Source organism: Streptomyces rubiginosohelvolus (assembly GCF_014649875.1).
In the GTDB taxonomy this organism is placed as follows: domain Bacteria; phylum Actinomycetota; class Actinomycetes; order Streptomycetales; family Streptomycetaceae; genus Streptomyces; species Streptomyces rubiginosohelvolus.
This window is the reverse complement of sequence record NZ_BMTW01000001.1, coordinates 1,258,119-1,284,861: the sequence shown is the minus strand read 5'-3', so window position 1 is coordinate 1,284,861 and position 26,743 is coordinate 1,258,119. Positions and strand designations below refer to the sequence as shown.

At 70.6% G+C, this 26,743-nt stretch carries 22 protein-coding genes; 12 read left to right on the top strand and 10 right to left on the bottom strand.

Going from position 1 to position 26,743, the window contains the following annotated elements; translation table 11 throughout:
* Positions 1-122: 122 nt before the first annotated feature.
* Positions 123-500 (bottom strand): phage holin family protein, encoded by a 378-nt coding sequence (locus IE134_RS06155; RefSeq protein WP_030707384.1) that lies wholly within the window; start codon positions 498-500, stop codon positions 123-125.
* 87 nt (positions 501-587) lie between these two features.
* Here IE134_RS06155 and IE134_RS06150 point away from each other — a divergent pair, with 87 nt between their 5' ends.
* From IE134_RS06150 to IE134_RS06135, 4 genes are all read left to right on the top strand, one after another.
* Positions 588-905, top strand: a complete 318-nt coding sequence (locus tag IE134_RS06150) for a cupin domain-containing protein (protein WP_006126030.1) — start codon at positions 588-590, stop codon at positions 903-905.
* Positions 906-1,060: 155 nt separating this feature from the next.
* Positions 1,061-1,273 carry a DUF5326 family protein gene (locus tag IE134_RS06145; RefSeq protein ID WP_029182270.1) on the top strand — a complete coding sequence of 71 codons (213 nt, stop codon included), beginning with the start codon at positions 1,061-1,063 and terminating at the stop codon, positions 1,271-1,273.
* Between the two features lie 371 nt (positions 1,274-1,644).
* Positions 1,645-2,421, top strand: coding sequence for an IclR family transcriptional regulator (locus IE134_RS06140; RefSeq protein ID WP_306471751.1), 777 nt, complete (start codon positions 1,645-1,647; stop codon positions 2,419-2,421).
* Positions 2,422-2,522: 101 nt separating this feature from the next.
* Positions 2,523-2,960, top strand: a complete 438-nt coding sequence (locus IE134_RS06135; protein ID WP_029182272.1) for an SsgA family sporulation/cell division regulator — start codon at positions 2,523-2,525, stop codon at positions 2,958-2,960.
* Positions 2,961-3,023: 63 nt separating this feature from the next.
* On the opposite strand, the gene IE134_RS06130 is transcribed toward IE134_RS06135, so the two are convergent.
* Positions 3,024-4,364: a YibE/F family protein gene (locus IE134_RS06130; protein WP_030707373.1), complete on the bottom strand. Its 1,341-nt coding sequence runs from the start codon at positions 4,362-4,364 to the stop codon at positions 3,024-3,026.
* Between the two features lie 198 nt (positions 4,365-4,562).
* Here IE134_RS06130 and thiC point away from each other — a divergent pair, with 198 nt between their 5' ends.
* Positions 4,563-6,353, top strand: coding sequence for a phosphomethylpyrimidine synthase ThiC (gene thiC / locus IE134_RS06125; RefSeq protein WP_030707371.1), 1,791 nt, complete (start codon positions 4,563-4,565; stop codon positions 6,351-6,353).
* Positions 6,354-6,745: 392 nt separating this feature from the next.
* Positions 6,746-7,102, top strand: coding sequence for a DUF805 domain-containing protein (locus IE134_RS06120; RefSeq protein ID WP_030707370.1), 357 nt, complete (start codon positions 6,746-6,748; stop codon positions 7,100-7,102).
* A 91-nt stretch (positions 7,103-7,193) separates the two neighbouring features.
* On the opposite strand, the gene IE134_RS06115 is transcribed toward IE134_RS06120, so the two are convergent.
* The 3 genes from IE134_RS06115 to IE134_RS06105 form a co-directional block, all read right to left on the bottom strand.
* The gene (locus IE134_RS06115) at positions 7,194-8,024 is read right to left on the bottom strand and encodes a hypothetical protein (protein ID WP_030707368.1); all 831 of its coding nucleotides are present in this window, start codon (positions 8,022-8,024) and stop codon (positions 7,194-7,196) included.
* 204 nt (positions 8,025-8,228) lie between these two features.
* Complete coding sequence (locus IE134_RS06110; protein WP_256986754.1) at positions 8,229-9,326, bottom strand: metallophosphoesterase; 1,098 nt, start codon at positions 9,324-9,326, stop codon at positions 8,229-8,231.
* A gap of 159 nt (positions 9,327-9,485) precedes the next feature.
* Positions 9,486-10,598, bottom strand: coding sequence for a LacI family DNA-binding transcriptional regulator (locus IE134_RS06105; RefSeq protein WP_189429799.1), 1,113 nt, complete (start codon positions 10,596-10,598; stop codon positions 9,486-9,488).
* Between the two features lie 405 nt (positions 10,599-11,003).
* Between IE134_RS06105 and hisC the strand changes: the two genes are divergently transcribed.
* The 5 genes from hisC (at position 11,004) to IE134_RS06080 (ending at position 20,317) form a co-directional block, all read left to right on the top strand.
* Positions 11,004-12,083 (top strand): histidinol-phosphate transaminase, encoded by a 1,080-nt coding sequence (gene hisC / locus IE134_RS06100; protein WP_030707364.1) that lies wholly within the window; start codon positions 11,004-11,006, stop codon positions 12,081-12,083.
* Positions 12,084-12,379: 296 nt separating this feature from the next.
* Positions 12,380-13,891, top strand: coding sequence for a cytochrome ubiquinol oxidase subunit I (locus tag IE134_RS06095; protein WP_030707362.1), 1,512 nt, complete (start codon positions 12,380-12,382; stop codon positions 13,889-13,891).
* 16 nt (positions 13,892-13,907) lie between these two features.
* Entirely contained in the window at positions 13,908-14,909 is a 1,002-nt protein-coding gene (gene cydB, locus IE134_RS06090) for a cytochrome d ubiquinol oxidase subunit II (RefSeq protein ID WP_189429797.1), read from the top strand.
* An 86-nt stretch (positions 14,910-14,995) separates the two neighbouring features.
* A complete protein-coding gene (gene cydD, locus IE134_RS06085; protein ID WP_189429795.1) occupies positions 14,996-18,520 on the top strand; it encodes a thiol reductant ABC exporter subunit CydD in 3,525 nt (1,174 codons plus the stop codon).
* 90 nt (positions 18,521-18,610) lie between these two features.
* Positions 18,611-20,317 (top strand): sensor histidine kinase, encoded by a 1,707-nt coding sequence (locus IE134_RS06080; protein ID WP_189429792.1) that lies wholly within the window; start codon positions 18,611-18,613, stop codon positions 20,315-20,317.
* 28 nt (positions 20,318-20,345) lie between these two features.
* Here IE134_RS06080 and IE134_RS06075 read toward each other — a convergent pair whose 3' ends face one another.
* Complete coding sequence (locus IE134_RS06075; RefSeq protein WP_229823353.1) at positions 20,346-21,215, bottom strand: Cof-type HAD-IIB family hydrolase; 870 nt, start codon at positions 21,213-21,215, stop codon at positions 20,346-20,348.
* A gap of 149 nt (positions 21,216-21,364) precedes the next feature.
* On the opposite strand from IE134_RS06075, the gene IE134_RS06070 reads away from it, so the two are divergent.
* Complete coding sequence (locus IE134_RS06070; RefSeq protein WP_030707355.1) at positions 21,365-22,267, top strand: LLM class flavin-dependent oxidoreductase; 903 nt, start codon at positions 21,365-21,367, stop codon at positions 22,265-22,267.
* A gap of 48 nt (positions 22,268-22,315) precedes the next feature.
* Here IE134_RS06070 and IE134_RS06065 read toward each other — a convergent pair whose 3' ends face one another.
* From IE134_RS06065 to IE134_RS06050, 4 genes are all read right to left on the bottom strand, one after another.
* Positions 22,316-22,858, bottom strand: a complete 543-nt coding sequence (locus IE134_RS06065) for an RNA 2'-phosphotransferase (RefSeq protein ID WP_189429787.1) — start codon at positions 22,856-22,858, stop codon at positions 22,316-22,318.
* A 148-nt stretch (positions 22,859-23,006) separates the two neighbouring features.
* Entirely contained in the window at positions 23,007-23,963 is a 957-nt protein-coding gene (locus tag IE134_RS06060) for a MerR family transcriptional regulator (RefSeq protein WP_373296766.1), read from the bottom strand.
* Between the two features lie 11 nt (positions 23,964-23,974).
* Positions 23,975-25,747, bottom strand: coding sequence for an SDR family oxidoreductase (locus IE134_RS06055; protein ID WP_189429785.1), 1,773 nt, complete (start codon positions 25,745-25,747; stop codon positions 23,975-23,977).
* Complete coding sequence (locus tag IE134_RS06050) at positions 25,744-26,604, bottom strand: M24 family metallopeptidase (protein ID WP_189429783.1); 861 nt, start codon at positions 26,602-26,604, stop codon at positions 25,744-25,746. Before IE134_RS06050 ends, IE134_RS06055 begins: the two co-directional genes overlap by 4 nt.
* Between the last annotated feature and the right edge of the window lie 139 nt (positions 26,605-26,743).

The following is a 26,743-nucleotide window of genomic DNA, read 5'->3' as shown; positions in this document are numbered from 1 at the left end:
GTTCTCCCTGGTGGAGACCGGTGTCCCCTGCACTCTTCCAGAGAGGTCGGGAGCAGCCTTCCGCCGCGTACCGGAATCCCGAATGCTGGGATCCGGAGGGTGCGGAACGCGGGGTCCCCGGGTCAGTTCTCGTCGGGCAGGACGACATTGAGCGCCCAGGACACGACCGAGATGATCAGTCCGCCGAGCACCGCCGTCCAGAACCCCTCGACGTGGAAGCTGAGATCGACCACGCCGGCCAGCCAGGAGGTCAGCAACAGCATCAGGGCGTTGACCACCAGGGTGATCAACCCCAGGGTCAGGATGAACAACGGGAAGGTCAGGAGCTGGACCACCGGCTTCACCAGAGAGTTCACCAGCCCGAAGATCAGCGCCACCAGGATCAGGGTGAGGGCCTTGCGGCCCGTGCTACCGCCCTCCAGCGTGATGTTGCCGATCAGCCAGATGGCCACGGCCAGCGCACCCGCGTTGGCGATCGTCTTGACTACGAAATTCTTCATGTGTCTGATCGTGGCAGACATGATCGGTGGTGGACACCGACAGCACAGGTACAGCCGGCAGCACGGGCACAAGGGGCGGGACGGACCATGAAGGCATTCAGACTGGACGAGCTGGAGGCGGAGCGGGCCGCCAACGACGGCGCGTATCTGCAGTTCGTGCGGGAGCGCAACATGTCGGTCGGTCTGTACGCCCTGGACGCGGGAGAGCTCGATCCGCAGCAGCCCCACCAGCAGGACGAGGTCTACTTCGTCGTCAGCGGACGTGCGTCGATCACGGTGGGGATGGAGACGACCCAGGTCGGCAGGGGAAGCGTCGTCTATGTGCCCGCGGGGGTGGCCCACAAGTTCCACCACATCACCGAGGACCTCAGGGTGATGGTCGTCTTCTCGCCGCCGGAGGGCTGAGCCGCCTGCCCCGGACCTGCCGGGAGCGCGCGTTCGCGTCAGGGATCCCTAGGGGCTCGATCAGGGGTCTTCAAGGGCTGCACACGCCCGCCGCGGCCCTTCGCGCCTTTAGCATCGAGGCAAGGACTCAGAGAGACGAGGTAGAGGCGATGGCCGTGCGGGAGATATTCGCGGGAATGCCCTGGTGGGTGAAGTGGATCGCGGTGCCCGTCATTGCGATCTTCGTGTTCGGCGGTCTGATCGCCAGCGTGGTCGGCTTTGTGATCGGCCTGCTCTTCAAGGCGCTGATCTTCGTCGTGCTGGTCGGTGGACTGATCTTCGTCGTCCGCAAGTTCATGTCGTCGTCGTCCTCGCGCGGTGACTGGTAGCCCACGGGGCGACCGGCATGCCACGGACCGCGGGCCGGCGCGGGGGCCGTCCCGTCCCGTCCGGCCCGGGTGGGATTAGCCCAGCAGAGCTAAGTCCCGGAGGAAACCACCCGTCTGCCGCAGGCGGCCGATACAGTGGCAAACCGCTGCCGCCATCCGGAATGTGACCTTCCGTCACCTTGTCGATCGCCTGATCGCTCCTGGGTACGACAGTCCGGTCGTTGGCCTCCGAACGCCGGCGCCCGGATCGGTCCTCGCCGGTCACGGTCACCGGATCTCCGGTCCCCTCCGGTCCTCGGGATCGCGGCAGGCCCGTGGGGGCGGCCCCCACGGGAGGGCCGACGGCCCGTCACCATGCCTGGGGGTGACCTTTGACCACGGCATCGAGCACCGCTGTTCCGACGTTGATCGGTTCGGTTCAGCGGGCATTGAGGCTGCTGGAGGCTGTGGGCGCTCATCGGGACGGGGCGCCTGCCAAGCAACTGGCGCGGGAGGCGGGACTGCCGCTTCCGACCGCGTACCACTTGCTGCGCACCCTCACCCATGAGGGATATCTCCGCCGTGAGAACGGTGTCTTCCTCTTCGGCGCGGCCGCCGAGAACCTGACCGCGGCGCCCGGGGTCAGGAGCCGCCCGCGCCCCGTCTCCGTCGCCGACTCCCTCGACCGCTGGCGTGACGTCATCGGGGCACCGGTGTACTGCGCCGTCTACTGCGACGGCGAGATCGACCTCATCGCGGTCGCGGACGGCCCCGACACCCCGGCGGTGGAGGAGTGGGCCTCGTTCCGGGAGACCGGCCACGCGCACGCCATCGGTCAGTGTCTGCTGGCCCAGCTCGACGAGAGGGCCCGCGAGGACCACCTCGACCGGCACCCCGTTCGGCCCCTCACCCGTTACTCAGTGCGAGATCGCGCCACGCTTCTGGAACGGCTGCGCACCCTCCGACGAGGTGAACCGGTCATCGAACGCCAGGAGTACGCACTGGGGACCGTCTGCGCCGCGATTCCGGTCACGGCCGGTGCCACCATTGCGGCGATGGCCATTTCCGTACCCCTGGACCGGGAAGATCGGTTGCTGCCCGCAGTCGAACAGCTACGTGGCGAAGTCGCCAGCCTCTTGCGTTCGTTCGTGTTCTCTATCAGTATCTGAAAAATCACTCCTTGTGATCTGCTATCGCGTGCACCACGATGGCGTCAATAGGGCCATGGTGGATCATTCCTGGCCAGTTTCATCTACTGCGGGGTTGAACGATGCGCGAGTCGGTTCAAGCAGAGGTCATGATGAGCTTCCTCGTCTCCGAGGAGCTCTCGTTCCGTATTCCGGTGGAGCTCCGGTACGAGGTCGGCGATCCGTACGCCGTCCGGATGACGTTCCACCTGCCCGGCGATGCCCCTGTGACCTGGGCGTTCGGACGCGAACTGCTGCTGGACGGGCTCAACAGCCCGAGCGGCGACGGCGATGTGCACATCGGCCCGACCGAGCCCGAGGGGCTCGGAGATGTGCACATCCGGCTTCAGGTCGGCGCGGATCGCGCGCTGTTCCGGGCGGGGACGGCACCGCTGGTGGCGTTTCTCGACCGGACGGACAAGCTCGTGCCGCTCGGCCAGGAGCACACGCTGGGTGACTTCGACGGGAACCTGGAGGACGCGCTCGGCCGCATCCTCGCCGAGGAGCAGAACGCCGGCTGACCTGGCGCACCCTCCCCTTCCGCCCGCTCGTCCCGCGGCTCGCCCCCGCGTCCCGGCGGCCCGTCACCCCGTCTTACGGCGACGGCCCCGGCCGGTCCGCGCGGGTGCGGCCGTAGCCGCCTGTGCGCCGCCCGGTCCCGTGCGGTCGGCGGAGACGACCAGCGCGGCGAGCACCGTGGTCACCGGCACCGAGGCGACCAGTCCGATCGACCCGACCAGCGTGCGGACGATCTCCTCGGCGACCAGCTCGCTGTTGGCCACCGTCCCCACACTGCTCTGGGCGATGGAGAAGAGCAGCAGCAGCGGCAGCGCCGCGCCCGCGTACGCCAGCACCAGGGTGTTGACCACCGAGGCGATGTGGTCCCTTCCGATTCTGATACCTGCCCGGTACAGCCCCTTCCAACCCATCTCCGGGTCGGCCTGGTGCAGTTCCCAGACCGCGGAGGTCTGGGTGACCGTCACATCGTCGAGCACGCCGAGCGAACCGATGATGATGCCCGCCAGCAGCAGACCGCTCATGTCGATGTCCGGGTAGAGACCCTTGATGAGGCCGGTGTTGTCGTCGGTGTTGCCGCTGAGGCCGGCCCAGCCGATGAACAGGGAGCCCAGCAGTCCGATCAGCAGCAGTGAGACCAGCGTGCCGATGACCGCGACCGACGTCCGGGCTGTCACCCCGTGGCACATGTAGAGCGCCGCCAGCATGATCGCGCTGGCCCCGATCACCGCCACGACCAGCGGATTCGAGCCCTGCAGGATCGCCGGCAGGATGAAGAGCGTCAGCACGGCGAACGACACGGCCAGCGCCACCAGCGCCATCACCCCGCGCATCCGGCCGACCAGGACCACCGCCAGGGCGAAGATCCCGGCCAGAAGTGCCATCGGGATCTTCCGGTTCACGTCGATCACCGAGTACTGGAGGTCGCGCGGCGCGTCGGGGGCGTACGCGACGACCACGCCCTGACCCTCCTTCAGCTGGCGCGGCGCGTCCGGCTGGACCACCTCGACGAACCTGCGGCCCTTGTCGTCGCCGCTGGTCACCTCGACCGTCGCCTTCGCGCATTCCCCTTCCTGCTCGTTGACGGCCTCGCGCCCCGAGGGCGTGGAGGTGTCACCGGTCGGGGGCACCTGCGCGGCGTTGACGTCCGCGCAGTCGACCTGGACGACCTGGACGACCTTGCCGTCCTGGGTCTGCCGGTCGAATCCGACACCGGTGCGCTCGTGATCGGGCACGCCGCCGGGCCAGAACGCGATCAGGCCGACGACGACCGCCGTCGCGAACGGGATCACCACGGCGGCGATGACCTTGCGCAGATGCCGGGAGACCGGGGCGGCCGGCCCGTGGCTGTGCGTGTGGGTGTGGCCCTGGGGCGGCTGGGGTGCGGGGTCGTTTTGAGGGGAGGTCACGGGGCGATCATCGCAAGAACGGGAGGGCCCTCTGGTCAGCTCGCCGGAAAGGACGCTAGCGTGGAGGCACCTTTGCACACGCGGGAGCTCGGAGCACCGGGCTGAGAGGGCGCTGAGATCGCCGTACATCCGTACGGGACACGCTGCGCCGACCGCCGAACCTGTTACCGGGTAATGCCGGCGTAGGGAGTAGGTCTCATGACCACATCGGACGCACGCACGCCTGCCTCGAAACAGAACGCCGAGAACGTGGGCGACGAGGCCGGGAAGTCCATCGGCTGGCACAAGGGGTACGTCCAGGGCTCACGCCCGGACCTCCGGGTGCCGGTCCGACAGGTGCACCTCACCAACGGCAAGGACGTGACGCTGTACGACACGTCGGGGCCGTACACCGATCCCGCCATCGACACCGATGTCCGCCGGGGCCTCGCGCCCCTGCGGGAGAACTGGATCATCGCCCGCGGCGACACCGAGGAGTACGCGGGCCGCCCGGTCCGCCCCGAGGACGACGGGGTCAAGCACACCTCGCCACGTGGCGGACTGCGCAACCTCGACGCGGTCTTCCCCGGCCGTCCGCGCCAGCCGCGCCGCAGCCGCGACGGACGCCCCGTCACTCAGCTCGCGTACGCCCGACGGGGGGAGATCACCCCGGAGATGGAGTACGTGGCGATCCGGGAGAACGTCGAGGCCGAGGTCGTACGGGAGGAGATCGCGGAGGGCCGGGCGGTGCTGCCGGCCAACGTCAACCACCCCGAGATCGAGCCGATGATCATCGGCAAGCGGTTCCTGGTGAAGGTCAACGCCAACATCGGCAACTCGGCCGTCACCTCCTCCATCGAGGAGGAGGTGGACAAGATGACCTGGGCGACGAAGTGGGGCGCCGACACGGTCATGGACCTGTCCACCGGCCGCAACATCCACACCACCCGCGAGTGGGTGCTGCGCAACTCCCCCGTGCCGATCGGCACCGTCCCGCTCTACCAGGCCCTGGAGAAGGTCGACGGCCGGGCCGAGGAGCTGACCTGGGAGATCTACAAGGACACCGTCATCGAACAGGCCGAACAGGGCGTGGACTACATGACGGTGCACGCCGGAGTGCGCCTGCCGTACGTCCCGCTGACGGCCCGTCGCAAGACCGGGATCGTCTCGCGCGGCGGCTCGATCATGGCGGCCTGGTGCCTGGCACACCACAAGGAGTCGTTCCTCTACGAGCACTTCGAGGAGCTCTGCGAGATCCTCGCGACGTACGACGTCACGTACTCGCTCGGGGACGGGCTGCGTCCCGGGTCGATCGCGGACGCCAACGACGAGGCGCAGTTCGCCGAGCTCCGTACGCTGGGCGAGCTGAACACGATCGCCAAGCGGTTCGGCGTGCAGACCATGATCGAGGGCCCCGGGCATGTCCCGATGCACAAGATCAAGGAGAACATCGACCTCCAGCAGGAGATCTGCGAGGAGGCGCCGTTCTACACGCTCGGCCCGCTGACCACGGATGTCGCCCCCGCTTACGACCACATCACCTCGGGCATCGGTGCCGCGATGATCGCCTGGTGGGGCACGGCGATGCTCTGTTACGTCACGCCCAAGGAGCACCTGGGGCTGCCGAACCGGGACGACGTGAAGACGGGCGTGATCACCTACAAGATCGCCGCCCACGCGGCCGACCTGGCCAAGGGGCACCCGGGCGCCCAGGAGTGGGACGACGCGCTCTCCGACGCGCGGTTCGAGTTCCGGTGGGAGGACCAGTTCAATCTGGCCCTCGACCCGGACACGGCCCGGGAGTTCCACGACGAGACGCTGCCCGCCGAACCGGCGAAGACGGCGCACTTCTGCTCGATGTGCGGGCCGAAGTTCTGCTCGATGAAGATCTCCCAGGACATCCGGCGTCAGCACGGCGGTTCGCAGGAGGAGATCGAGGAGGGCATGGCCGAGAAGTCGAAGGAGTTCGCGGCAGCGGGGAACCGGGTCTACCTGCCGATCGCGGACTGACCCGTCCGCGGCGCGTGAAGCGCCCGGATCTGCGCGGCGCCTCGGGTTCCGGCCCGGGGCGCCGCGCAGGCGTGCGCCGGTCGCGTGCCGGTTAGCCCCGGGGCAGCTCGACCATGTCCGTCACCTGCGAGGGCGCGGTGCCCCCGTCCTTCACCGATGCGCGGCGTCGGGCGATTTGAGGTTCTCTGGGTAACTTTGTTGCTCTTGTGGGGATTTGAGATGTTTCCTGGGCTTGTTAAGCGACAGTATGGACACAGTCGTGCGGCAGCTCTGTGTACGTTCCGGGAACGGGTCAACCTGACTTGACCCGTTCCTTATCTGTGGCTTACTTTCCGGCTTGCTTGGCTGAAAGTTGGCGGCCTCCGGAACGGGGGCCCGGGGAGGGAAACACCATGAACTGGTACCTGGCTGTACTCAAGAACTACGCAGGCTTCAGCGGACGTGCGCGCCGCAAGGAGTACTGGATGTTCACGCTGATCAACTTCGTGATCGCCGTGGTGCTGCAGATCGTCGGTTTCGCGATCGACACGCAGGTTCCGTACTACATCTACTTCGCCGCGACGCTCATCCCGGCGCTCGCGGTGGCCGTTCGCCGTCTGCACGACACCGGCCGCTCCGGCTGGTGGCTGCTGATCGCGCTCGTCCCCCTGGTCGGCGCCATCGTCCTGCTCGTCTTCCTCGCCTCCGAGGGCAAGCCGGAGACGAACGAGCACGGCGTCAACCCGAAGCTGTCTCCGCAGGCCATCTGATCCACCGCTCCGGTCCGTCCGGAGCGTCCCCCGGGCCGGGCGCGGCATCTGCCGCCCCGGCCCGCGGTGTGTCCGGGACCGTGCGTCGGGCTCAGTCCGGCTGGTGCTCAGGGCCGCCGAAGTCCGGGCTCGTGAAGTCGGGGCTGGTGAAGGTCGGCCGGGGGCCGGCCGCCGGGCCGTCGTCCGGGCCCGAGAAGTCCGGCCTGCTGTACCCGACCTTCGGGATGCGGTTGGGCGAACGGTGCGGTGTCCGCGCGGCGGGCCCCGCGGTGGGGTCGGCCAGGGCGTCCCGGAAGAACGGGAGGATGCCGCGCTCCAGCAGGGCGTGGCGCCACGCCTCCCTGGCCCGCGCGACCTCCTCCGGAAGCTCCTGTTCCTCCTCCTCGGCGGCCAGGGACGTCGCGCCGTTGCGGAGGGCGGTGACGAGCAGTCCGACGGCGGCGACGAGGATTGCCGCGGCGGCGACGCAGGCGAAGAACCACCCGGCCGTGACCATGGTGCGGCCGAACGTCAGCGACGGGCTGACCGCCTTCAGCAGATAGCCGACGAGCAGGAAGATGAGCGCCGCGGTGCCGGCCAGCAGCGGGGTCAGGACCGTGATGACCGCACCTATCCCCGCGCCCGATCCGGCCGAGGTGCTCTGCGGTCCGTCCAGGCCCGGGAGCCCGTCGGCTCCTTCGGCGTCCGGAGTGCGGCGCAGTTCGCCGCGGGCCTTGATGTAGTGCTCGTACTCGGTGGCCGCGGCCGCGGTGATCAGCGCCGTGGCGCCGAGCGCCATGGTGCGCAGCTGTTCGGTGTTGAGCCGGTCCCCGACGCCCTCCAGGTCCGGGCGTTCGTGGGCGTGGCGCAGTGCGTCGCCCAGGATCCGCTCGTACTCGGGTCCGTCCTCGGCCAGCAGGTGCGGAGCGCTTGTCATCTGCATCCCCCGATGCTCCGTCGGTGCCCGGCTGCCCGCGTTGGACCGGGCGATCGGGCGGAAACGGAGGAGAGCCTGCCACTGATAGGCCGAGGATAGAGCGCTCACGGCAAGGGGTGACAGGGTGTTTCCAGAATTGGGCCCGGTGACGGGCCCGGCGATCGGCGAGGTCGGCGCGGGCTGAACCTGAAGCGCCTTCCCCGCCGACGGTCAGTCATGCAACGGGAGTTGGACCACCAGCAGCTTTCCGGCCATGGTCACTCCGCCGTCCATGGCGATGGCGAGGCCGTCCGCGTACACGTGCGGACCGTTGATCACGGGACCCGAGCTGTCCTCGCCCTCCTCCGTTCCGACCTCGCCCAGGAGGTACGGAATGGGGCTGTGACCATGGACGACGCGCTGTCCACCGTACGTCGTCAGCAGCTCGCGCACCGCCTGGGAGCCGCCCTCGTCCCGGAAGGCGAACCGCTTGGTGAGCTTGCGGAAGAGGTCCCAGCACTCGTCGGCGTCGTTACGCGTGAGAATGGCCGTGATCGTGTCGTTGACGTCCTCAATGGTGGAACCGTAGTCGAGGTAGGCCGTCGTGTCGGAGTGCATCAGCAGATGCCCGTCCTCCTCGACGACCGCGTCGAGCCGGGACATCCACTGGAGGTGGACGTCCTGGAGGCGCTCCATGTCGGTCTTCTGGCCGCCGTTCAGCAGCCAGGCCGCCTGGAAGGTGGCGGTGCCCGCCCCGGAGTTGACGGGGGTGTCGGCGAACCGCTTGGCGCCGATCAGCAGCAGTTCGTGATTGCCCATCAGGGCCTTGCAGTAGCCGCCGGCCGCCGCCGCCTCGGCGGAGAGCCGCATGACGAGGTCGATGACCCCGATGCCGTCGGGGCCGCGATCGGTGAAGTCGCCGAGGAACCACAGCCGGGCGTTGCCCGCGGCCCAGTTGCCGTCGGCGTCGATGAGGCCCTGCTCGCCGAGGGCGGCCAGCAGTTCGTCCAGGTAGCCGTGGACGTCCCCGACGACGAAGAGCGGGCCGCGGCCGTCGTCGGAAGCGGGGCGCGGCTCGGCGACCGTCTGCACCTGGACCGTGTCGCCGCGGCGGATGACCGGGAGGTCCCGCTCGGTCGGGGTGTAGCCCTCCGGCTGCTCGTCTCCCACGACGGCGTTCCCGGGGTGCGGCACCGGGGAAGGGGGCGCCCCCTGAGCCTGCGGTGGCACGGGTGTCTGCGCGTACGGCGGAACCCGGAAGTCACGCAACGTCGCCGTCCGCACCACGGGTTCCTGACCGGCCCCCTGAGTCATCGACCCCTCCACCACCGTCGCGCCGCCGTACACCTGACGGGCCCTGCCTGGTAGAGGTGGTCCGCGGTGTCGTGCGCCCATCATAGGAATGCGGATCGATCTGTGTGACGCACCAGGGGTGGTGAATCCGGGCGCACGCACGGTTCACCGGCCGATTGGTCCGATAAGAGACGATCAATCCCCGCTGGGGGAGCGCGGCGCGCTGACCGTGGTGCGCGGTGGGCGGCGTTGCGAGGAGGTCCGGACGATGAGCTCCGTCGGTATGACCTGCTCCACAGGACCGTCGTGCTCGACCCCTTCGATGGCGTCGATGAGGAGCTGGACGACGGCCGTGCCGATCCGGCGGGGCTTCAGCGAGAGCGTCGTGATGGGCGGCTCGGTGGCCGCGTACACGGTGGACTCGCTGCAGCAGACGAGCAGCAGGTCCTCGGGGACGCGCAGCCCGTAGCGGCGGGCCGCCGCGAGGAGGTCGGTCCCGTTGGGGTCGAAGAGCCCGTAGACCGCGTCGGGGCGGTCCGGGCGGGCGAGCAGCCGGTCGGCGGCGACCGCCCCCGCGCAGGGGTCGTGCGCCGGGTAGGACTCGTAGACGGGATCCTGGCCGATCCGCTCACACCAGTGGAGGTAGGCGGTGGTGGAGAGCCGGGTGTACGTGTCGGTGGTGTTGCCGGTGAGCAGGCCGATGCGGCGGGCCCCGGCGGCGGCGAGATGGTCGAGGAGGTCGAGCACGGCGGCCCGGTGGTCGTTGTCGACCCAGGCGGTGACGGGGAGCGTCCCGGCCGGGCGGCCGTCGGAGACGACGGGCAGTCCCTGGCGGACGAGTTCGGTGACGACCGGGTCCTGGTCGGAGGGGTCGATGACGACGGTTCCGTCGAGCGCGACGTTCGACCAGACGTCGTGCCGGGAGGTGGCGGGGAGGATGACGAGGGCGTAGCCGCGGGCCAGTGCCGCGGAGGTCGCGGCTCTCGCCATCTCCGCGAAGTACGCGAATTCGGTGAAGGTGAAAGGTTCATTCCCGTACGTGGTCACGGTCAGGCCGATCAGCCCCGACTTGCCCGTACGGAGGGTTCGGGCCGCGGCGGACGGGCGGTAGCCCAGGCGCTCGGCGACCTCGCGGACATGGCGGCGGGTGGCGTCCGGGAGCCTGCCCTTGCCGTTGAGCGCGTCGGAGACGGTCGTGATCGAGACTCCGGCCGCGGCGGCCACGTCACGGATCCCCGCCCGTCCTGGCCGGCCGCTGCGCCGGGGTGTCTCCGTCCGGCTCACCTGGTGCTTCCCTGCTGCTGTCATGGCGAGCCGATAGTAGGGCTCCGAGGGGTGGTCGGTCCGGTCGCATATGCGCACGTTGACAGGCACGTTTCTGCAAGGTCACGCCCCATCAAATTCCTTTCGATGCAAGGCAGTTGAAGGTTACTGCATGCGTGTGTCAGGTAGGGAAGGGTGGCAGCCTGCTGAATGTGCGATGTCTCGAAGAGGTCTCAACTCACCACTTCGGGGGACGCGCGCCACGGCGCGAGCCACCGGCGCGCGCCGGAACGGGAAACGCTCCCCCGGGCGGAGCCCTCCGGCCGGCCCCGGGGGAGGTCCCATTCCCGGGCACTGCGGTCGATTTCCCGCTCGGGCCATTCGCAGCGGGGGCCAATCCTCATAGGGTGTGCAGTATTGCTGTGAACGGACGGTCGAGGAGGACCTGCGGTGAGCGAGACGAGCCCCAAGCTGCGCGCCGAGCTGGACGGCGTTCCCGCCTATGTGCCGGGCAAGCCTGCGGCGGCCGGCGGACCGGTCGCGTACAAGCTGTCCTCCAACGAGAACCCCTATCCGCCGCTGCCGGGTGTCCTGGAGTCGGCGCTCGCCGCCGCGGGGAACTTCAACCGCTACCCGGACATGGCGTGCACCGGCCTGATGAACGAGCTGGCCGGGCGTTTCGGTGTGCCCCTCTCGCACCTCGCCACCGGAACGGGGTCGGTGGGGGTGGCCCAGCAGCTGCTCCAGGCCACCTCGGGCCCCGGTGACGAGGTCATCTACGCCTGGCGGTCCTTCGAGGCGTACCCGATCATCACCCAGGTCAGCGGCGCGACCTCGGTCAAGGTCCCGTTGACCGAGGGGGATGTGCACGACCTGGACGCGATGGCGGAGGCGATCACCGACCGGACCCGGCTGATCTTCGTCTGCAACCCCAACAACCCCACCGGCACGGTGGTGCGCCGGGCGGAGCTGGAACGGTTCCTCGACCGGGTGCCGAGCGATGTGCTGGTGGTCCTGGACGAGGCGTACAAGGAGTTCATCCGCGACGCCGACGTGCCCGACGGCATCGAGATCTACCGCGACCGGCCCAATGTGGCCGTGCTGCGGACCTTCTCCAAGGCGTACGGCCTGGCCGGGCTGCGGGTCGGGTTCGCCGTGGCGCACGAGCCGGTGGCCGCGGCGCTGCGCAAGACCGCCGTCCCCTTCGGGGTGAGCCAGCTCGCCCAGGACGCGGCGGTGGCCTCACTTCGCGCGGAGGACGAGCTGCTGGGCCGGGTCGGTTCGCTGGTCGCCGAGCGCGCCCGGGTGAGCGCGGAGCTGGCGCGGCAGGGCTGGACGGTGCCGGAGTCGCACGCGAACTTCGTCTGGCTGCGGCTCGGCGAGCGGACCCTCGACTTCGCGGGGGCCTGTGAGCGGGCCGGTGTGGTCGTCCGCCCGTTCGCGGGCGAGGGCGTACGGGTCACGATCGGCGAGACCGAGGGCAACGACCTGTTCCTCAAGGCGGCGGAGGCGTTCCGCGCGGAGCTGTAGGGCTTCGCGGCGCGCTGTGGCGCCGCCGGTACGGCCGGGTGGGCCCCGGACCTCGATCGACGAGGTCCGGGGCCCTTCGCGTGCGGCGGAGGCCCGGCCGCAGGGGGCCGAGAGCCTGGTGGCGCGGGGTGGGGACCGAAAAGGGGTACCCCCGGCGAAGGCTCCAAAAGTGTGTGCGCCATAATTGCTTGTGAATGTGAACGCGTTCACAAGCGTGCCCCGCTTTCTCCCGTAATCAGGGGAATCAAAGGGGCATAGTGCCGGTGTGACCACGGCGATGTAAGGAGACTGACGACGTGGACCTAGCTCTGGCGCCGGAGACCCTGGCGCGATGGCAGTTCGGCATCACCACCGTCTACCACTTCCTCTTCGTCCCTCTGACGATCTCGCTCGCCGCGCTCACCGCCGGCCTGCAGACCGCGTGGGTGCGGACGGAGAAGGAGAAGTACCTCAGGGCGACCAAGTTCTGGGGCAAGCTGTTCCTGATCAACATCGCCATGGGCGTAGTCACGGGCATCGTCCAGGAGTTCCAGTTCGGGATGAACTGGTCCGACTACTCGCGCTTCGTCGGCGACATCTTCGGCGCTCCGCTCGCCTTCGAGGCGCTGATCGCCTTCTTCTTCGAGTCCACCTTCATCGGTCTGTGGATCTTCGGCTGGGACAAGCTGCCGAAGAAGATCCACCTGGCCTGCATGTGGATGGTCTCGATCGGCACGATCCTCTCCGCCTACTTCATCCTGGCCGCCAACTCCTGGATGCAGCACCCGGTCGGCTACCGGATCAACGAGGAGCGCGGCCGCGCCGAGCTCACCGACTTCTGGCGGGTGCTCACCCAGGACACCGCGGTCACCCAGTTCTTCCACACCATCACGGCGGCGTTCCTGGTCGGCGGGGCCTTCATGGTCGGTATCGCCGCGTTCCACCTGGCGCGCAAGAGGCACATCCCGGTGATGCGGACCTCGCTGCGCCTGGGGCTGATCACCGTGGTGGTCGCCGGACTGCTCACCGCCGTCAGCGGCGACAGCCTCGCCAAGGTCATGTTCCGGCAGCAGCCGATGAAGATGGCCGCCGCCGAGGCTCTGTGGGACGGCCAGGAGCGGGCGCCCTTCTCGATATTCGCGTACGGGGACGTCAGCGAGGGCCACAACTCCGTGGAGATCTCGCTGCCCGGGGTGCTGTCCTTCCTCGCCAACAACGACCCGAACTCCTATGTCCCGGGCATCAACGACATCAACAAGGAGTCGCAGGAGAAGTACGGGCCCGGCGACTACCGACCCAACATCCCGGTCGCGTTCTGGAGCTTCCGGTGGATGATCGGCTTCGGGATGGCCTCCTTCGGCCTCGGCCTCCTGGGGCTCTGGCTGACCCGGAAGAAGTTCCTGCTGCCACCGGCGCTGCGGACCGGTGAGGACGAGGTGCCGCATCTGGTCCTCTTCCGGAACAAGGCGCTGAGCCCGAAGCTCACCAAGCTCTACTGGCTCGTCGCGCTCTGGACGCTGCTCTTCCCGCTGATCGCCAACTCCTGGGGCTGGATCTTCACCGAGATGGGCCGCCAGCCGTGGGTGGTCTACGGCGTGCTGGAGACGCGTGCCGGGGTCTCCCCCGGTGTCTCGCAGGGCGAGGTCATCACCTCGATGATCGTCTTCACCCTGCTCTACGCGGTGCTCGCCGTGATCGAGGTGAAGCTGCTCGTGAAGTACATCAAGGCCGGGCCGCCGGAACTCACCGAGGACGACCTCAACCCGCCCACGAAGATCGGCGGCCACGACGAAGACGACGCCGACCGGCCGATGGCCTTCTCGTACTGAGCACAGGAGCTGAGAGATGGAACTCCACGACGTCTGGTTCGTGCTCATCGCCGTCCTCTGGACCGGCTACTTCTTCCTGGAGGGGTTCGACTTCGGTATCGGGGTCCTCACCAAACTGCTGGCCCGCGACCGCAAGGAGAAGCGGGTCCTGATCAACACGATCGGGCCCGTCTGGGACGGCAACGAGGTCTGGCTGCTCAGCGCGGGCGGCGCGACCTTCGCCGCCTTCCCCGAGTGGTACGCCACCCTCTTCTCCGGCTTCTACCTACCGCTGCTGATCATCCTGTTCTGCCTGATCGTGCGGGGCGTCGCCTTCGAGTACCGCGCCAAGCGGCCCGAGGAGCGGTGGCAGACGAACTGGGAGACCGCGATCTTCTGGACCTCCCTGATCCCCGCCGTGCTGTGGGGGGTGGCGTTCGGGAACATCGTCGGGGGCGTGAAGATCGACGCCGACATGGAGTACGTCGGCAACTTCTGGGACCTCCTCAACCCGTACGCGATCCTTGGCGGGCTCGTCACGCTCACCCTCTTCACCTTCCACGGAGCGGTGTTCGCCGGCCTCAAGACGGCGGGCGACATCCGGGTCCGGGCCCGCGCCCTGGCGCTGAAGCTGGGGCCGGTCACCGCGGTCCTCGCGCTGGGCTTCCTGCTCTGGACCCAGGCCGACAACGGGAACGGCTGGAGCCTGGGCGCCCTGATCGTGGCGGTGGTGGCGCTGCTGGCCGCGATCGGCGCCATCGCCAAGGGACGTGAGGGCTGGTCGTTCGCGTTCTCGGGCGTGACCATCGCGGCGGCGGTCGCGATGCTCTTCCTGACGCTGTTCCCGAACGTCATGCCGTCCTCGCTGAACGACGCCTGGAACCTCACGGTCACCAACGCCTCGTCCAGCCCGTACACGCTCAAGATCATGACCTGGTGCGCGGGCATCGCGACGCCCGTCGTGCTGCTCTACCAGGGCTGGACCTACTGGGTCTTCCGCAAGCGCATCGGCACCCAGCACATCGCCGACGCGCACTGACTCCGGTGAGCTGCCGCAGGCCCCGCGAGGCCTGCGGCAGCTCCCGATCCCGCAGAGCTCACCGACCCCGCCGGGGGATGTTTCACGTGAAACCGATCGATCCGCGTCTGCTCCACCACGCACGGGCCACCCGCCTCTTCCTGGCGGCCGTGGTGGCTCTCGGCCTGGTCGGCGCCCTGCTGGTGATCGCCCAGGCGATGCTCATCGCCGAGATCGTGGTGGGCGGTTTCGAGGACGGGCTCACGGTCACCGACCTGCGCACCCCCCTCCTTCTCCTCGCAGCGGTCGCGATCGGCCGGGCGCTGGTCGCCTGGCTCACCGAACTGGCCGCCCACCGAGCCAGCGCGGCCGTCAAGTCCGAACTGCGCGGCCGGCTCCTGGAGCGGGCCACGCGGCTGGGCCCCGACTGGCTGAGCGGTCAGCGCACCGGTTCGCTGGTCGCGCTGGCGACCCGGGGGATCGACGCACTGGACGACTACTTCGCCCGCTACCTCCCGCAGCTCGGTCTCGCGGTCGTCGTGCCGGTGGCGGTGCTGGCCCGGATCGTCACGGAGGACTGGGTGTCGGCGGCGATCATCGTCGTCACCCTGCCGCTCATCCCGCTGTTCATGATCCTGATCGGCTGGGCCACCCAGTCCCGGATGGACCGTCAGTGGCAGCTGCTGTCCCGGCTCTCCGGCCACTTCCTGGACGTCGTCGCCGGGCTGCCGACGCTGAAGGTCTTCGGGCGGGCCAAGGCCCAGGCCGAGTCGATCCGCACGATCACCTCCGACTACCGCCGGGCCACCCTGCGCACCCTGCGGATCGCCTTCCTCTCCTCCTTCGCGCTGGAGCTGCTGGCGACCCTGTCGGTGGCCCTCGTCGCCGTCACCATCGGCATGCGGCTGGTCCACGGCGAGCTCGACCTCTACACCGGCCTGGTGGTCCTGATCCTGGCCCCCGAGGCGTATCTGCCGATCCGCCAGGTCGGGGCGCAGTACCACGCCGCCGCCGAGGGACTCTCGGCCGCCGAGGAGATCTTCGCGGTCCTGGAGACCGAACCCCGGACCTCGGGCACCGAGGACGTCCCGGACACGCTGCGCCTGGATCTGGCGGACGTGACCGTACGCCACGAGGGCCGTGCCGAATCGTCGTTGGACGCCGCGTCCCTCACCGTGGAGCCGGGGGAGACCGTCGCCCTGGTCGGCCCGAGCGGTGTCGGCAAGTCCACCCTGCTGAACGTGATCCTGGGCTTCGCCCGGCCCGACGAGGGGCACGTAAGGGTCGGGGAGCGGGACCTCGCGGACCTGGACCCCGAACGCTGGCGGAGCCGTATCGCCTGGGTCCCCCAGCGCCCCCACCTCTTCGCGGGCACGATCGCCGAGAACGTCCGCCTCGCCCGGCCCGACGCCGACGACGAGGCGGTCGTCGCGGCGCTGCGGGACGCGGGCGCGTACGACTTCGTGGCCGCCCTGCCGGACGGGATGCTGACCCCGCTCGGCGAGGACGGCGCCGGGCTCTCGGCGGGCCAGCGTCAGCGCATCGCCCTCGCCCGGGCGTTCCTCGCCGACCGGCCGCTCCTGCTGCTGGACGAGCCGACCGCGAGCCTGGACGGCGAGAGCGAGGCGGGCATCGTCGACGCCGTACGGAGGCTGGCCGCCGGGCGGACCGTGCTGCTGGTCGTCCACCGCCCGGCGCTGCTGGCGGTCGCCGACCGTGTGGTGGCGCTGGAGCCGCGCACCGACGCCCGTACGGAGGCGTACGGGGAGCCCGTCACGGGTCTCGCGGCGCCGGGCCCCGCCGTCCCGGAGCCTTTCGCGGGCGGCGAACTGCCGACCGCCCGCCCCATGGAGTCCCTCGGCTCCCCCGCGCCGGCCGGGACCCGCCCGGGACGGGTGCTCGCCCGGGTCCGCGCGTCGGCCGGGGCCCAGCGGGGACAGCTGGCCCTGGCCCTGCTGCTGGGCAGTCTGGCGGTCGGGTCGGCCGTGGGGCTCATGGCGGTCTCCGGCTGGCTGATCTCCCGCGCCTCCGAGGAGCCGCCGGTCATGTACTTGATGATGGCGGTCACCGCGACCCGCGCCTTCGGCATCGGGCGGGCCGTCTTCCGCTACGCCGAGCGGCTCGTCTCGCACGACGCCGTACTGAAGCTCCTCGCAAGCCTGCGCGTCGCCGTCTACCGGGGCCTCGAACGCATCGCCCCCGCCGGTCTGCGCACCACCCGGCGCGGGGACCTGCTGTCCCGCCTCGTCGCGGATGTGGACGCGCTCCAGGACTACTGGCTGCGCTGGCTGCTGCCCGCGTCCACCGCCGTCGTCGTGGGGACCGCCGCCGCCGGGTTCACCGGCTGGCTGCTCCCCGAGGCAGGCGTGATCCTCGCGATCGGCCTGCTGCTCGCGGGGGTCGGCGTCCCGCTCGTCAGCGGTGCCTGCGCCCGCCGTACGGAGCGTCAGCTCGCGCCCGCCCGCGCCACCCTGGCCACCCGGGTCACCGACCTGCTCGGCGGCACCGCCGAACTGACCGTCGCGGGCGCCCTGCCCGCCCGGCAGGAGCAGCTGCGCGCGGCCGACACCCTCCTGACCCGGATCGCCTCCCGGGCGGCCGCCGCGACGGCGCTGGGCGGCGGTCTTTCCGCCCTGGTCTGCGGGCTCACCGTGGTGGCCGCCGTGGCCGTCGGCGTCCCCGCCGTCAACGACGGACGGCTGTCCGGGGTCGCGCTCGCCGTGGTGGTGCTGACCCCGCTCGCCGCCTTCGAGGCCGTCGCCGGGCTACCGCTCGCCGTGCAGTACCGCCAGCGGGTCGCCCGGAGCGCGGAGCGGGTGTTCGAGGTACTGGACGCCCCCGTACCCGTACAGGAGCCCCGGACCCCGGCCGAGGAGCCCGGCTCGCCCTTCCCGCTGGAGGTACGCGGGCTGAGCGCCCGCTACCCGGGGGCCGGGCACGACGCGCTGGCCTCGCTCGACCTGACGCTGACGCCCGGACGGCGCATCGCCGTCGTGGGACCTTCCGGATCGGGCAAGACGACGCTCGCCCAGGTCCTCCTGCGCTTCCTGGACGCCTCGTCGGGGACGTACCGGCTCGGCGGCGTCGAGGCGTCCGCCCTGGACTCGGACACGGTCCGGCGCTCGGTCGGGCTGTGCGCCCAGGACGCCCATGTCTTCGACAGCACGATCCGCGAGAACCTGCGTCTGGCCCGGCCCGGGGCGACCGACGCCGACCTGCGCGACGCGCTCTCCCGGGCCCGGCTCCTGGACTGGGTGCGGGGCCTGCCGGAGGGCCTCGACACGGCCGTCGGCGAACACGGCGCCCGGCTCTCCGGCGGCCAGCGCCAGCGCCTCGCCCTGGCCCGCGCGCTGCTCGCCGACTTCCCCGTACTCGTCCTGGACGAGCCCGCCGAACACCTCGACCTGCCGACCGCCGACGCCCTCACCGCCGACCTGCTGGCCGCGACCCGGGGGCGCGCGACGGTCCTGATCACCCACCGGCTGACCGGCCTGGAGGCGGTCGACGAGGTGCTGGTGCTGGACGCGGGCCGGGTCGTGCAGCGCGGGCCGTACGCCGAACTCGCCGCCGAGGACGGGCCGCTGCGCCGCATGCTGGAGCGCGAGCGGGACACGGTGGGGGCGGGGGTGTAGGGCGGTGGGGACGGAGGTGGCCGCTGCCCTTGCGCCCATCAGGTGCATTCCCGACTTTCGCCCTGTATCGGCACTTAATAGGCTCGGGCCATGGCAGAGCCCGACCCGAAGGACTCCCTCGACGCCGCCACCCGGGCCACCCGCAGCCTCCAGGGGCTGTCCACCGAGCTGACCGCGCGGGTGCCGCAGCTCCTGGAGGCGATGCGGTCCGTCGGCGCGGGGCTGGAACTGCACTCCACCCTGGACCGGATCTGCGAGACGGCCGCCGAGCTGGCCCACGCCCGGTACGCGGCCATCGGCGTCGTCGACGAGCTGGGCAAGGGGCTTTCGGACTTCGTGACCTACGGCGTTCCGCAGGACGTGGCCGAGGAGATCGGGCGACGCCCCGACGGCCACCGGGGTCTGCTCGGCGCGCTGATCCACGACCCCGCACCGGTCCGGCTGGCCGATCTGTCCACCGACCCGCGGTCCGCGGGGTTCCCGCCGGGGCACCCCCGGATGCGGTCCTTCCTCGGGGTGCCCATCCGGGTCCAGGGGGAGATCTTCGGCAACCTCTACCTCACGGAGAAGCACGGCGGCGCGGAGTTCAGCGACTACGACCTCCACATGGTCCGGGTGCTCGCCACGGAGGCCGGGATCGCCATCGGCAACGCCAGGCTGTACGAGGCGGCGCGGCAGCGGGAGCACTGGATCGACGGTTCGGTGGCGGTCACGACGGCACTCCTGTCGGGCGGGGACGCCGACGAGGCCCTGTCCGTGGTCGCCGAACAGGCCCGCCGGCTCGCGGACGCCGCGGCCGGGATCGTGCTGCTGCCCGCCGAGGGGGGCGGTCTGGAGATCGTCGCCGTGTCGTCCGACGATCCCTCGTCCTCGCTCGGGGTGATCATCCCGGGCCGGAGCGCGGTGGTGGCGAAACTCCTCGCGGGCGAGGCGGTGTTCATCGACGACTCGGCCTCCGACGGCCGGATGGTGACCCGGCTGGCCGACCGGTTCGGCCCCAGCATGCTGCTGCCGCTCCAGAGCGGCGGCCGGGTGCTCGGCGCCCTGGCCACTCCCCGGTCCCGGGGCGCGCGCCCGTTCACGGAGGCCGAGCGGACGCTCGCCGCGCAGTTCGCCTCCCAGGCGGCGCTCGCGCTGATGATGGCCGAGGCCCAGCGGGACCGGGAGCGGCTCGCGGTGTACGAGGACCGCGACCGGATCGCCCGCGACCTCCACGACCTGGTCATCCAGCGGCTGTTCGCCACCGGGATGATGCTGGAGAGCGCCCAGCGCAGATCGGTGGTGCCCGAGGTGCGGACCGGCGTCGGCCGGGCGGTCGACGAGCTGGACGTGACGATCCAGGAGATCCGTACGGCGATCTTCGCGCTCCAGCAGGAGCCGGCCGAGGCCCCCTCGGGGCTGCGCACCCGCGTCCTGCGGGAGATCAACATGGCGGCCGTCCCGCTCGGCTTCAAGCCGTCGCACCGCTTCCTGGGCCCGGTGGACTCGCTCGTCGGCGAGCTGACCGGCAAGAACCTCGTCGCCGCGCTGCGCGAGGCCCTCTCCAACGCGTTCCGGCACGCGGAGGCGTCGCTGATCGATGTGGTCGTGGATGCGACGGTGACGCTGCCGGACGGGCGGGCCGCGGTACGGCTCTCGGTCGCCGACGACGGGGTGGGCATCCCGGAGGGCGGCCGCCGCAGCGGACTGCGCAACCTGGCTCGCCGGGCCGAGTCCCTGGGCGGGTCGAGCCGGATCGAGCCGGGCATCGGGGAGGACGGCGGCGGTACGACGGTGGTGTGGGAGGCGCCGTTGTGAGGGGTCGCCTCCCCGTTGCCGAAAGGTTTCAGCGGGCCTCGGTGCGGCCCTCCGCGCGGGGGGCGAGGATCCGCTCGATGACGACGGCGACCCCGTCCTCCTCGTTGGTCGTGGTCTGCCCCTTGGCGGCGGCCACCACGTCCGGGTGGGCGTTGCCCATGGCGAAGGAGGCGCCGGCCCAGCTGAGCATCTCGATGTCGTTGGGCATGTCGCCGAAGGCGACCACCTCGGCGGGCGCGATGCCGCGCTCGGCACAACAGGCGGCCAGGGTCGTGGCCTTGGAGACGCCGAGCCCGCTGACCTCCAGCAGCGCGGACGGGCTGGAGCGGGTGATGGACGCCCGGTCGCCGGCCGTCGTACGGGCCAGGTCGAGGAACGCGTCGGGCGCCAGCTCGGTGTGGTGCGCCAGCAGCTTGAGCACGGGCGCGCCGGCGCCCGGGGTGTCCTCGTGCAGCAGCTTCTCGGCGACGGCCACCGAGGCTCCCGGGTCCAGGTGGAACGGCGGGTAGGCCGGTTCGTAGTTGATGCCGGTGGTCATCTCGACGGCGAAGGAGGTGCCGGGGGCCGCCTCGCGCAGGGTGCGCACGACGTGGAGGGCGGCGTCGCGCTCCAGCGCCCGTACGGCGAGGAGGTCGCCGTCCGTCCGCAGATCGGTGACCACGGCGCCGTTGGCGCAGATCGCCGTGCCGTGGCTCTGGACGTGGTTCCGTACGACGTCCATCCAGCGGGCCGGCCTGCCGGTGACGAAGAAGACCTCGATCCCGGCCTCCTCGGCCGCCGTGAGGGCCGCGACGGTGCGCGCGGACAGCGTCTTGTCGTCGCGGAGCAGGGTGCCGTCGAGGTCGGTGGCGATCAGCCGGGTCACGGCGGGAAGAGGCGTATCGGTCACTGAGGTCACCGGGCCATTCTCGCCCACGAGGGTGCACGGGCGTGCGAAGGGGCGCACATTTGAGTGGGTAGGGGTGCTGATCTGCAGAAAAGTCCTCTGGCATATGCCATGGCCATCGAGTGGTCGTGGAGCGTGGGCACGGTCGTAGGCTCGGAGGCATGAGCCCCCGTCTGAGCACCGTGATCCTTCCCGTCCACCGCTGGAACGAGGGCGGTCGCGACCGCTGGCGGCGCGCGGAGGAACTGGGCTTCCACACGGCTTACACCTACGACCACCTGTCCTGGCGGACCTTCCGGGACGGCCCGTGGTTCGGGGCCCTGCCCACGCTCACCGCAGCGGCCACCGCCACCGAACGTCTGCGTCTCGGCACCCTGGTGACCTCGCCGAACTTCCGCCACCCGGTCACGCTGGCCAAGGAGCTGATCTCCCTGGACGACATCTCGGGCGGCCGGATCACGCTCGGCATCGGCGCCGGAGGCAACGGATTCGACGCCACCGCCCTGGGCCAGGAGGCCTGGACCCCGCGCGAACGCGCCGACCGGTTCGCCGAGTTCGTGCCGCTTCTGGACCGCCTGCTCACCGAGGACGCGGTGACCGAGCGCGGGACCCACTACACCGCGGACGAGGCCCGGAACATTCCCGGCTGTGTCCAGCGGCCCCGGCTGCCCTTCGCGGTCGCCGCGACCGGGCCGCGCGGGCTGAAGCTCGCCGCCCGCCACGGGCAGGCGTGGGTCACCACCGGAGACCCGAAGCTGTACGAGAACGGCACCCCGGAGGAGTCGCGGGCGGCGCTGCGGGCGCAGGGCGAGAAGTTCACTGCGGCCTGCGCGGAGATCGGCCGGGACGCCGCGGAGCCGGACCGGATCCTGCTGACGGGCTTCACCCCGGACCGCACCGCCCCGCTGGAGTCCGTGGACGCGTTCGTCGACTTCGCGGGCCGCCATGCGGAGCTGGGCTTCACGGAGATCGTCGTCCACGCCCCGATCCCGGACTCGGTCTTCGACGTCGACCCGAAGGTCTTCGAGCGCATCGCCACCGAGGCGCCCGCGCAGCTGGCGTAGGCGCGGCAGCCGGCGTGGGTCCGGCGGTTTCCCGCTCCCGGGGGTTCTTCAGTCGCGCAGGCGCAGGAACTCCGGCGGTACGGCGTCGGCGAGCCAGACGCCGTTGGCGCTGACCCGGAAGACATGCCCGGCCCGGTGCATCGCGCCCGCGTCCACGGTGAGAACGAGGGGGCGGCCGCGGCGGGCGCCGACCCGGGTGGCCGTCTCCCGGTCGGGCGACAGATGCACGTGGTGGCGGGCCATGGGGCGCAGGCCCTCGGCCCGGATCACGTCCATCACCCGGGCGACCGTCCCGTGGTAGAGGTACGCGGGCGGTTCGGCCGGCGGCAGGTCCAGGTCCACGGCGACGGTGTGGCCCTGGTTGGCGCGGATACGGTCGCCGTCCACGGTGAAGCGGCGCTTGTCGTTGACGGTGACCACGTGGTCGAGCTCGGCGCGGCTGATGGCGAAGCCGTGGAGGGCCGCCGCGCTCAGCAGGGTCTCGACGCCCACCCAGCCGTTCTCGTCGAGCGTGATGCCGATGCGCTCCGGCTGGTGCCGCAGATGTTTCGAGAGGTACTTGGACACCTTGACGGTGCGACGTTCGTCCATCCCGCCAGAGTGCCCGTAGGCGATTCATCGGTGCATCCGGATTTCTTACAGGCTTCTTTTCGTCTTTCTCCGCATCAATGTTTGATCCACAGCCAACTCAACTTATCCACAGACTATTTGACGACTCTGTGGACAACTGGCAGGCGATTTAACCCTTTTGTTCAATTTTACTCGCTCTTGCGTGAGATGAGGCGAGCGCGTCCAAGGTGCGTGCCTGCACCTCGCGTTCGGCGGCTGCCGCGACGAACGCCGCCACCTGGTCGGCGCCAACGAGTTCCTGCACAGCCTGCGTTGTCCGGCGCGGGAGGAGCACCGGACGGGTCTCGCTCCCCTCGATGGTGCTCTCCTGGGCGCCGAGGTGGTGATGCAGATGCCGGGTGGCGAACAACTGCATGGCGCGGGCCAGTTCGGCGACCACCGTCTGCTGCGCGAGCGGCCGCAGGCGGCGCACCATCGACGCCGCCTCGGCCGCGTCGGAGTCGGTGGGCGGTCGATGGCCCAGGTAGCGGGCGAAGACGTGCTCGGTGGTGAACTCCAGGAAACGGGAGGCTATGTGCTCGACCTGGCCGCGAAGCTCCCGCAGATGACCGGAGATTGCCAGCAGCGGTACCCCGGCCGCGTGCAACTCGACTGCCACCGCCAGCTCTTGCGGACTTGGCACGAGGAACTCATCGTCCCGCCCGGGCACGCGCTCCAGCACGCCGAGCGCCACGGCCTCCGCGATCGCCTCGTCGTCCTGCGCGCCGCCGAACTTCGCGTCCAGCTCCGTTCGGGTGATCCGGTCCGCCTCCTCGTCCGTCCACGGCCCCTGCACCTCCGCGACGAGCCCGAGCACCCCGCCGAGACCCCGCCCCGCGTCCCACGCCTCCAGCAACTCCTTGATGCTGGCCAGGGTGTAGCCCCGGTCGAGCAGGTCCGCGATCTGCCGCAGCCGGGCCAGATGGGCCTCCCGGTACACATTGGCCCGTCCGCGCCGCTCGGGCGTCGGGAGCAGCCCTCGGTCCTGATAGGCGCGGATCGTGCGCACCGTGGCCCCGCTGGCGTGCGCCAGGTCCTCGATCCGGTACTCGGCTGCCCCGGCTCCTGCCCCAGCCCCCGCTTCCACCCCCGCCCCGGTCACAGCGGCGGCTTCAGCCGGGCGACGGAGCGCAGCGTCCCCGGGCTCAGCCGGGACAGCAGCCGGGCGCCGCGCGCCTCCGGGGTCACCGGGACCACGGCCTGGTTGCGCACGACCGCCCGCAGGATCGCGTCGGCGACCTTCTCCGGCGGGTAGTTGCGCCGGCCGTAGAGCCGGCTCGTCCGCTTCTGGAGCCGCTCCTCTTCCGCCGCGCCGGCCCCGGCGAACCGTGTGGTGGCGGTGATGTTGGTGTTGACGATGCCGGGGCATATCGCGCTCACGCCGATGGACTTCTCCGCCAGCTCGGCCCGCAGACACTCGCTGAGCATCAGCACGGCCGCCTTCGACGTGCTGTACGCGGGCAGCACCCGGGAGGGCTGGAAGGCCGCGGCCGACGCGGTGTTGACGATGTGGCCGCCCTGGCCGCGGTCCGCCATCTGCTTGCCGAAGAACCGGCAGCCGTGGATGACGCCCCACAGATTGACGTCGAGGACCTTCTTCCACTCCTCGCTCGTGGTCTCCAGGAAGGAGCCGGAGAGCCCGATCCCGGCGTTGTTGACCAGGACGTCGACGATTCCGTACTCGGTGGCGACCCGGGCGGCGAGCTTCTCCATCTCGGCCTCGTCGCTGACGTCCACGGCCTCGCCCCAGGCCGCGGGCGCCCCGATCAGCCGCGCCATCTCCGCGGTGCGGGCGGCGCCCTCCGCGTCACGGTCCACGGCCACGATCCGGGCGCCCGCCTCGGCGAACGCGAACGCCGTGGCCCGCCCGATCCCGGAGGCCGCGCCCGTCACCAGGACCAGCTGACCGCCGAACCGCTCCGCGTAGGGGCCCTGCGCCACCGTCTGCTGCACGGGCCCGCCGTCCCGCGCGGCGGACTCGTTCGCGGTGACGAACTCGTCGATCCAGGAAGCGAGCTGGTCCGGCCGGGTGCGGGGCACCCAGTGCTTGGCCGGCAGCGAGCGGCGTACCAGCGTGGGAACCCAGTCCTCCAGGCCGTCGTAGAGCCGCTCGGAGAGGAAGGAGTCCCCGGTCGGGGTGATCAGCTGGACCGGCGCGTGGGCGTAGGCGTCCGGGCGGGGCCTGCTCAGCCGGGCACGGACGTTGTCGCGGTAGAGCCAGGCGCCGTGCGCCGCGTCGTTCGGGAGGGAGGCGGTGGGGTAGTCGCCCGCGGGGACCTTCTCCAGCCGTTCCAGGATCCCCGGCCAGCGTTTGCCGAGCGGCCCGCGCCAGGCGAGCTCGGGCAGGACGGGCGTGTGGAGCATGTACACGTACCAGGACTTCGCGCCCTGGCCGAGCAGTTGGCCCACCTTGCGCGGTGTGGGGCGGGCCATGCGGCGCTTGATCCAGTGCCCGAAGTGGTCGAGGGACGGCCCGGACATCGAGGTGAAGGAGGCGATCCGGCCCTCGGTCCGGCCGACCGTGACGAACTCCCAGGACTGGACGGACCCCCAGTCGTGACCGACCACATGCACCGGCCGGTCCGGGCTGACCGTGTCGATCACGGCGAGGAAGTCGTCGGTCAGCTTCTCCAGGGTGAAGCCGCCGCGCAGCGGCTTGGGCGCGGTGGACTTCCCGTGCCCCCGGACGTCGTACAGCACGACGTGCCAGTGCTCGGCCAGCCGTACGGCGACGTCCGACCAGATCTCCTTGCTGTCCGGATAGCCGTGGACCAGCACCACGGTCGGCCGGCCCGCGTCGCCCAGTTCGGCGACACACAGCTCGACGCCTCCCGTACGCACGGTCCGCTCACGCACCTGAGACAGATTCACGCCGTCACCTTCTCCTCGGCCCAGCGCCGCACGTGCGGCAGGTCGTCGTCCAGCCAGAAGGCGCTCTGCTCGGGGTCCTTGGAGTCGGTGACGACCAGGATCTCCTCGAACTTCGCGCCCGTACCCCGGAATCCGAGGTGGGGTTCGACCGCCCACAGGCCCGGCTGCGGCGGGTGGTCGGAGAAGCGGTAGGGGCTCCACAGCGGCGACCAGCCCTCCCGGTGGCCGTGCAGCGCGTCGCTCACGAGCCCCCTGAGGGCCTGGGTGCCGAAGCCGAAGACCTGCGGGGACCAACGGCGTTCGGCGACGCGGTCGACCTTGTGGGCGATCACGCCGAAGGGATAGGCCCGGTGCCGGTTCGCGTATCCCTGCGCCGTCATGAGGCGTTCGACATCCCCATAGATCTCGCGCAGCGAACGGCGCTCGCGCACCTCGAGCAGGATCAGCTCGCGGTGGGCCTCCAGATCGGCCAGCAGCCTGTCGTGCAGCGGATTGAGGCCGAGGCAGCCCGCATACCCGACATCGGCGGTGAACCCCTTGTACACCGGGGCCATGTCGAGGATGAACGGCATGCCCGGCTCCAGCTTCCGGTCGGTCGGGAAGAACTGCAGCGGCACCTTGAACCCGGCGAACGCCGTACGGTCCCCGAACCAGGCGAACGGCAGGTGGAACCAGTCGCGCACACCGCGCTCGCGCAGCCACACACGCTGCATCCGGGCTGCCTCGCGCTCGGTCACACCGGAGCGCAACTGGCCGGCGACCGCCTCCGCGCAGGCATAGGCGAGGCGCTGGACCTCTCTGAATCCCCTCAGCTCAGGGGTGTTGGTGTCCTGCACTGCCTTGGCCAAGCCGGTCATGCCACCGTCCGTTCCCTGCCGTGTGCGGTACGTGCTCGTAACGTGACACTGATGAATGTGACAATGTCCGGCGGCTGCGTCAAGAGGTGTGCAAGGCCTGTGGAAAACCCCGGCTCCGCGGTGGATCCACGGCGCATCC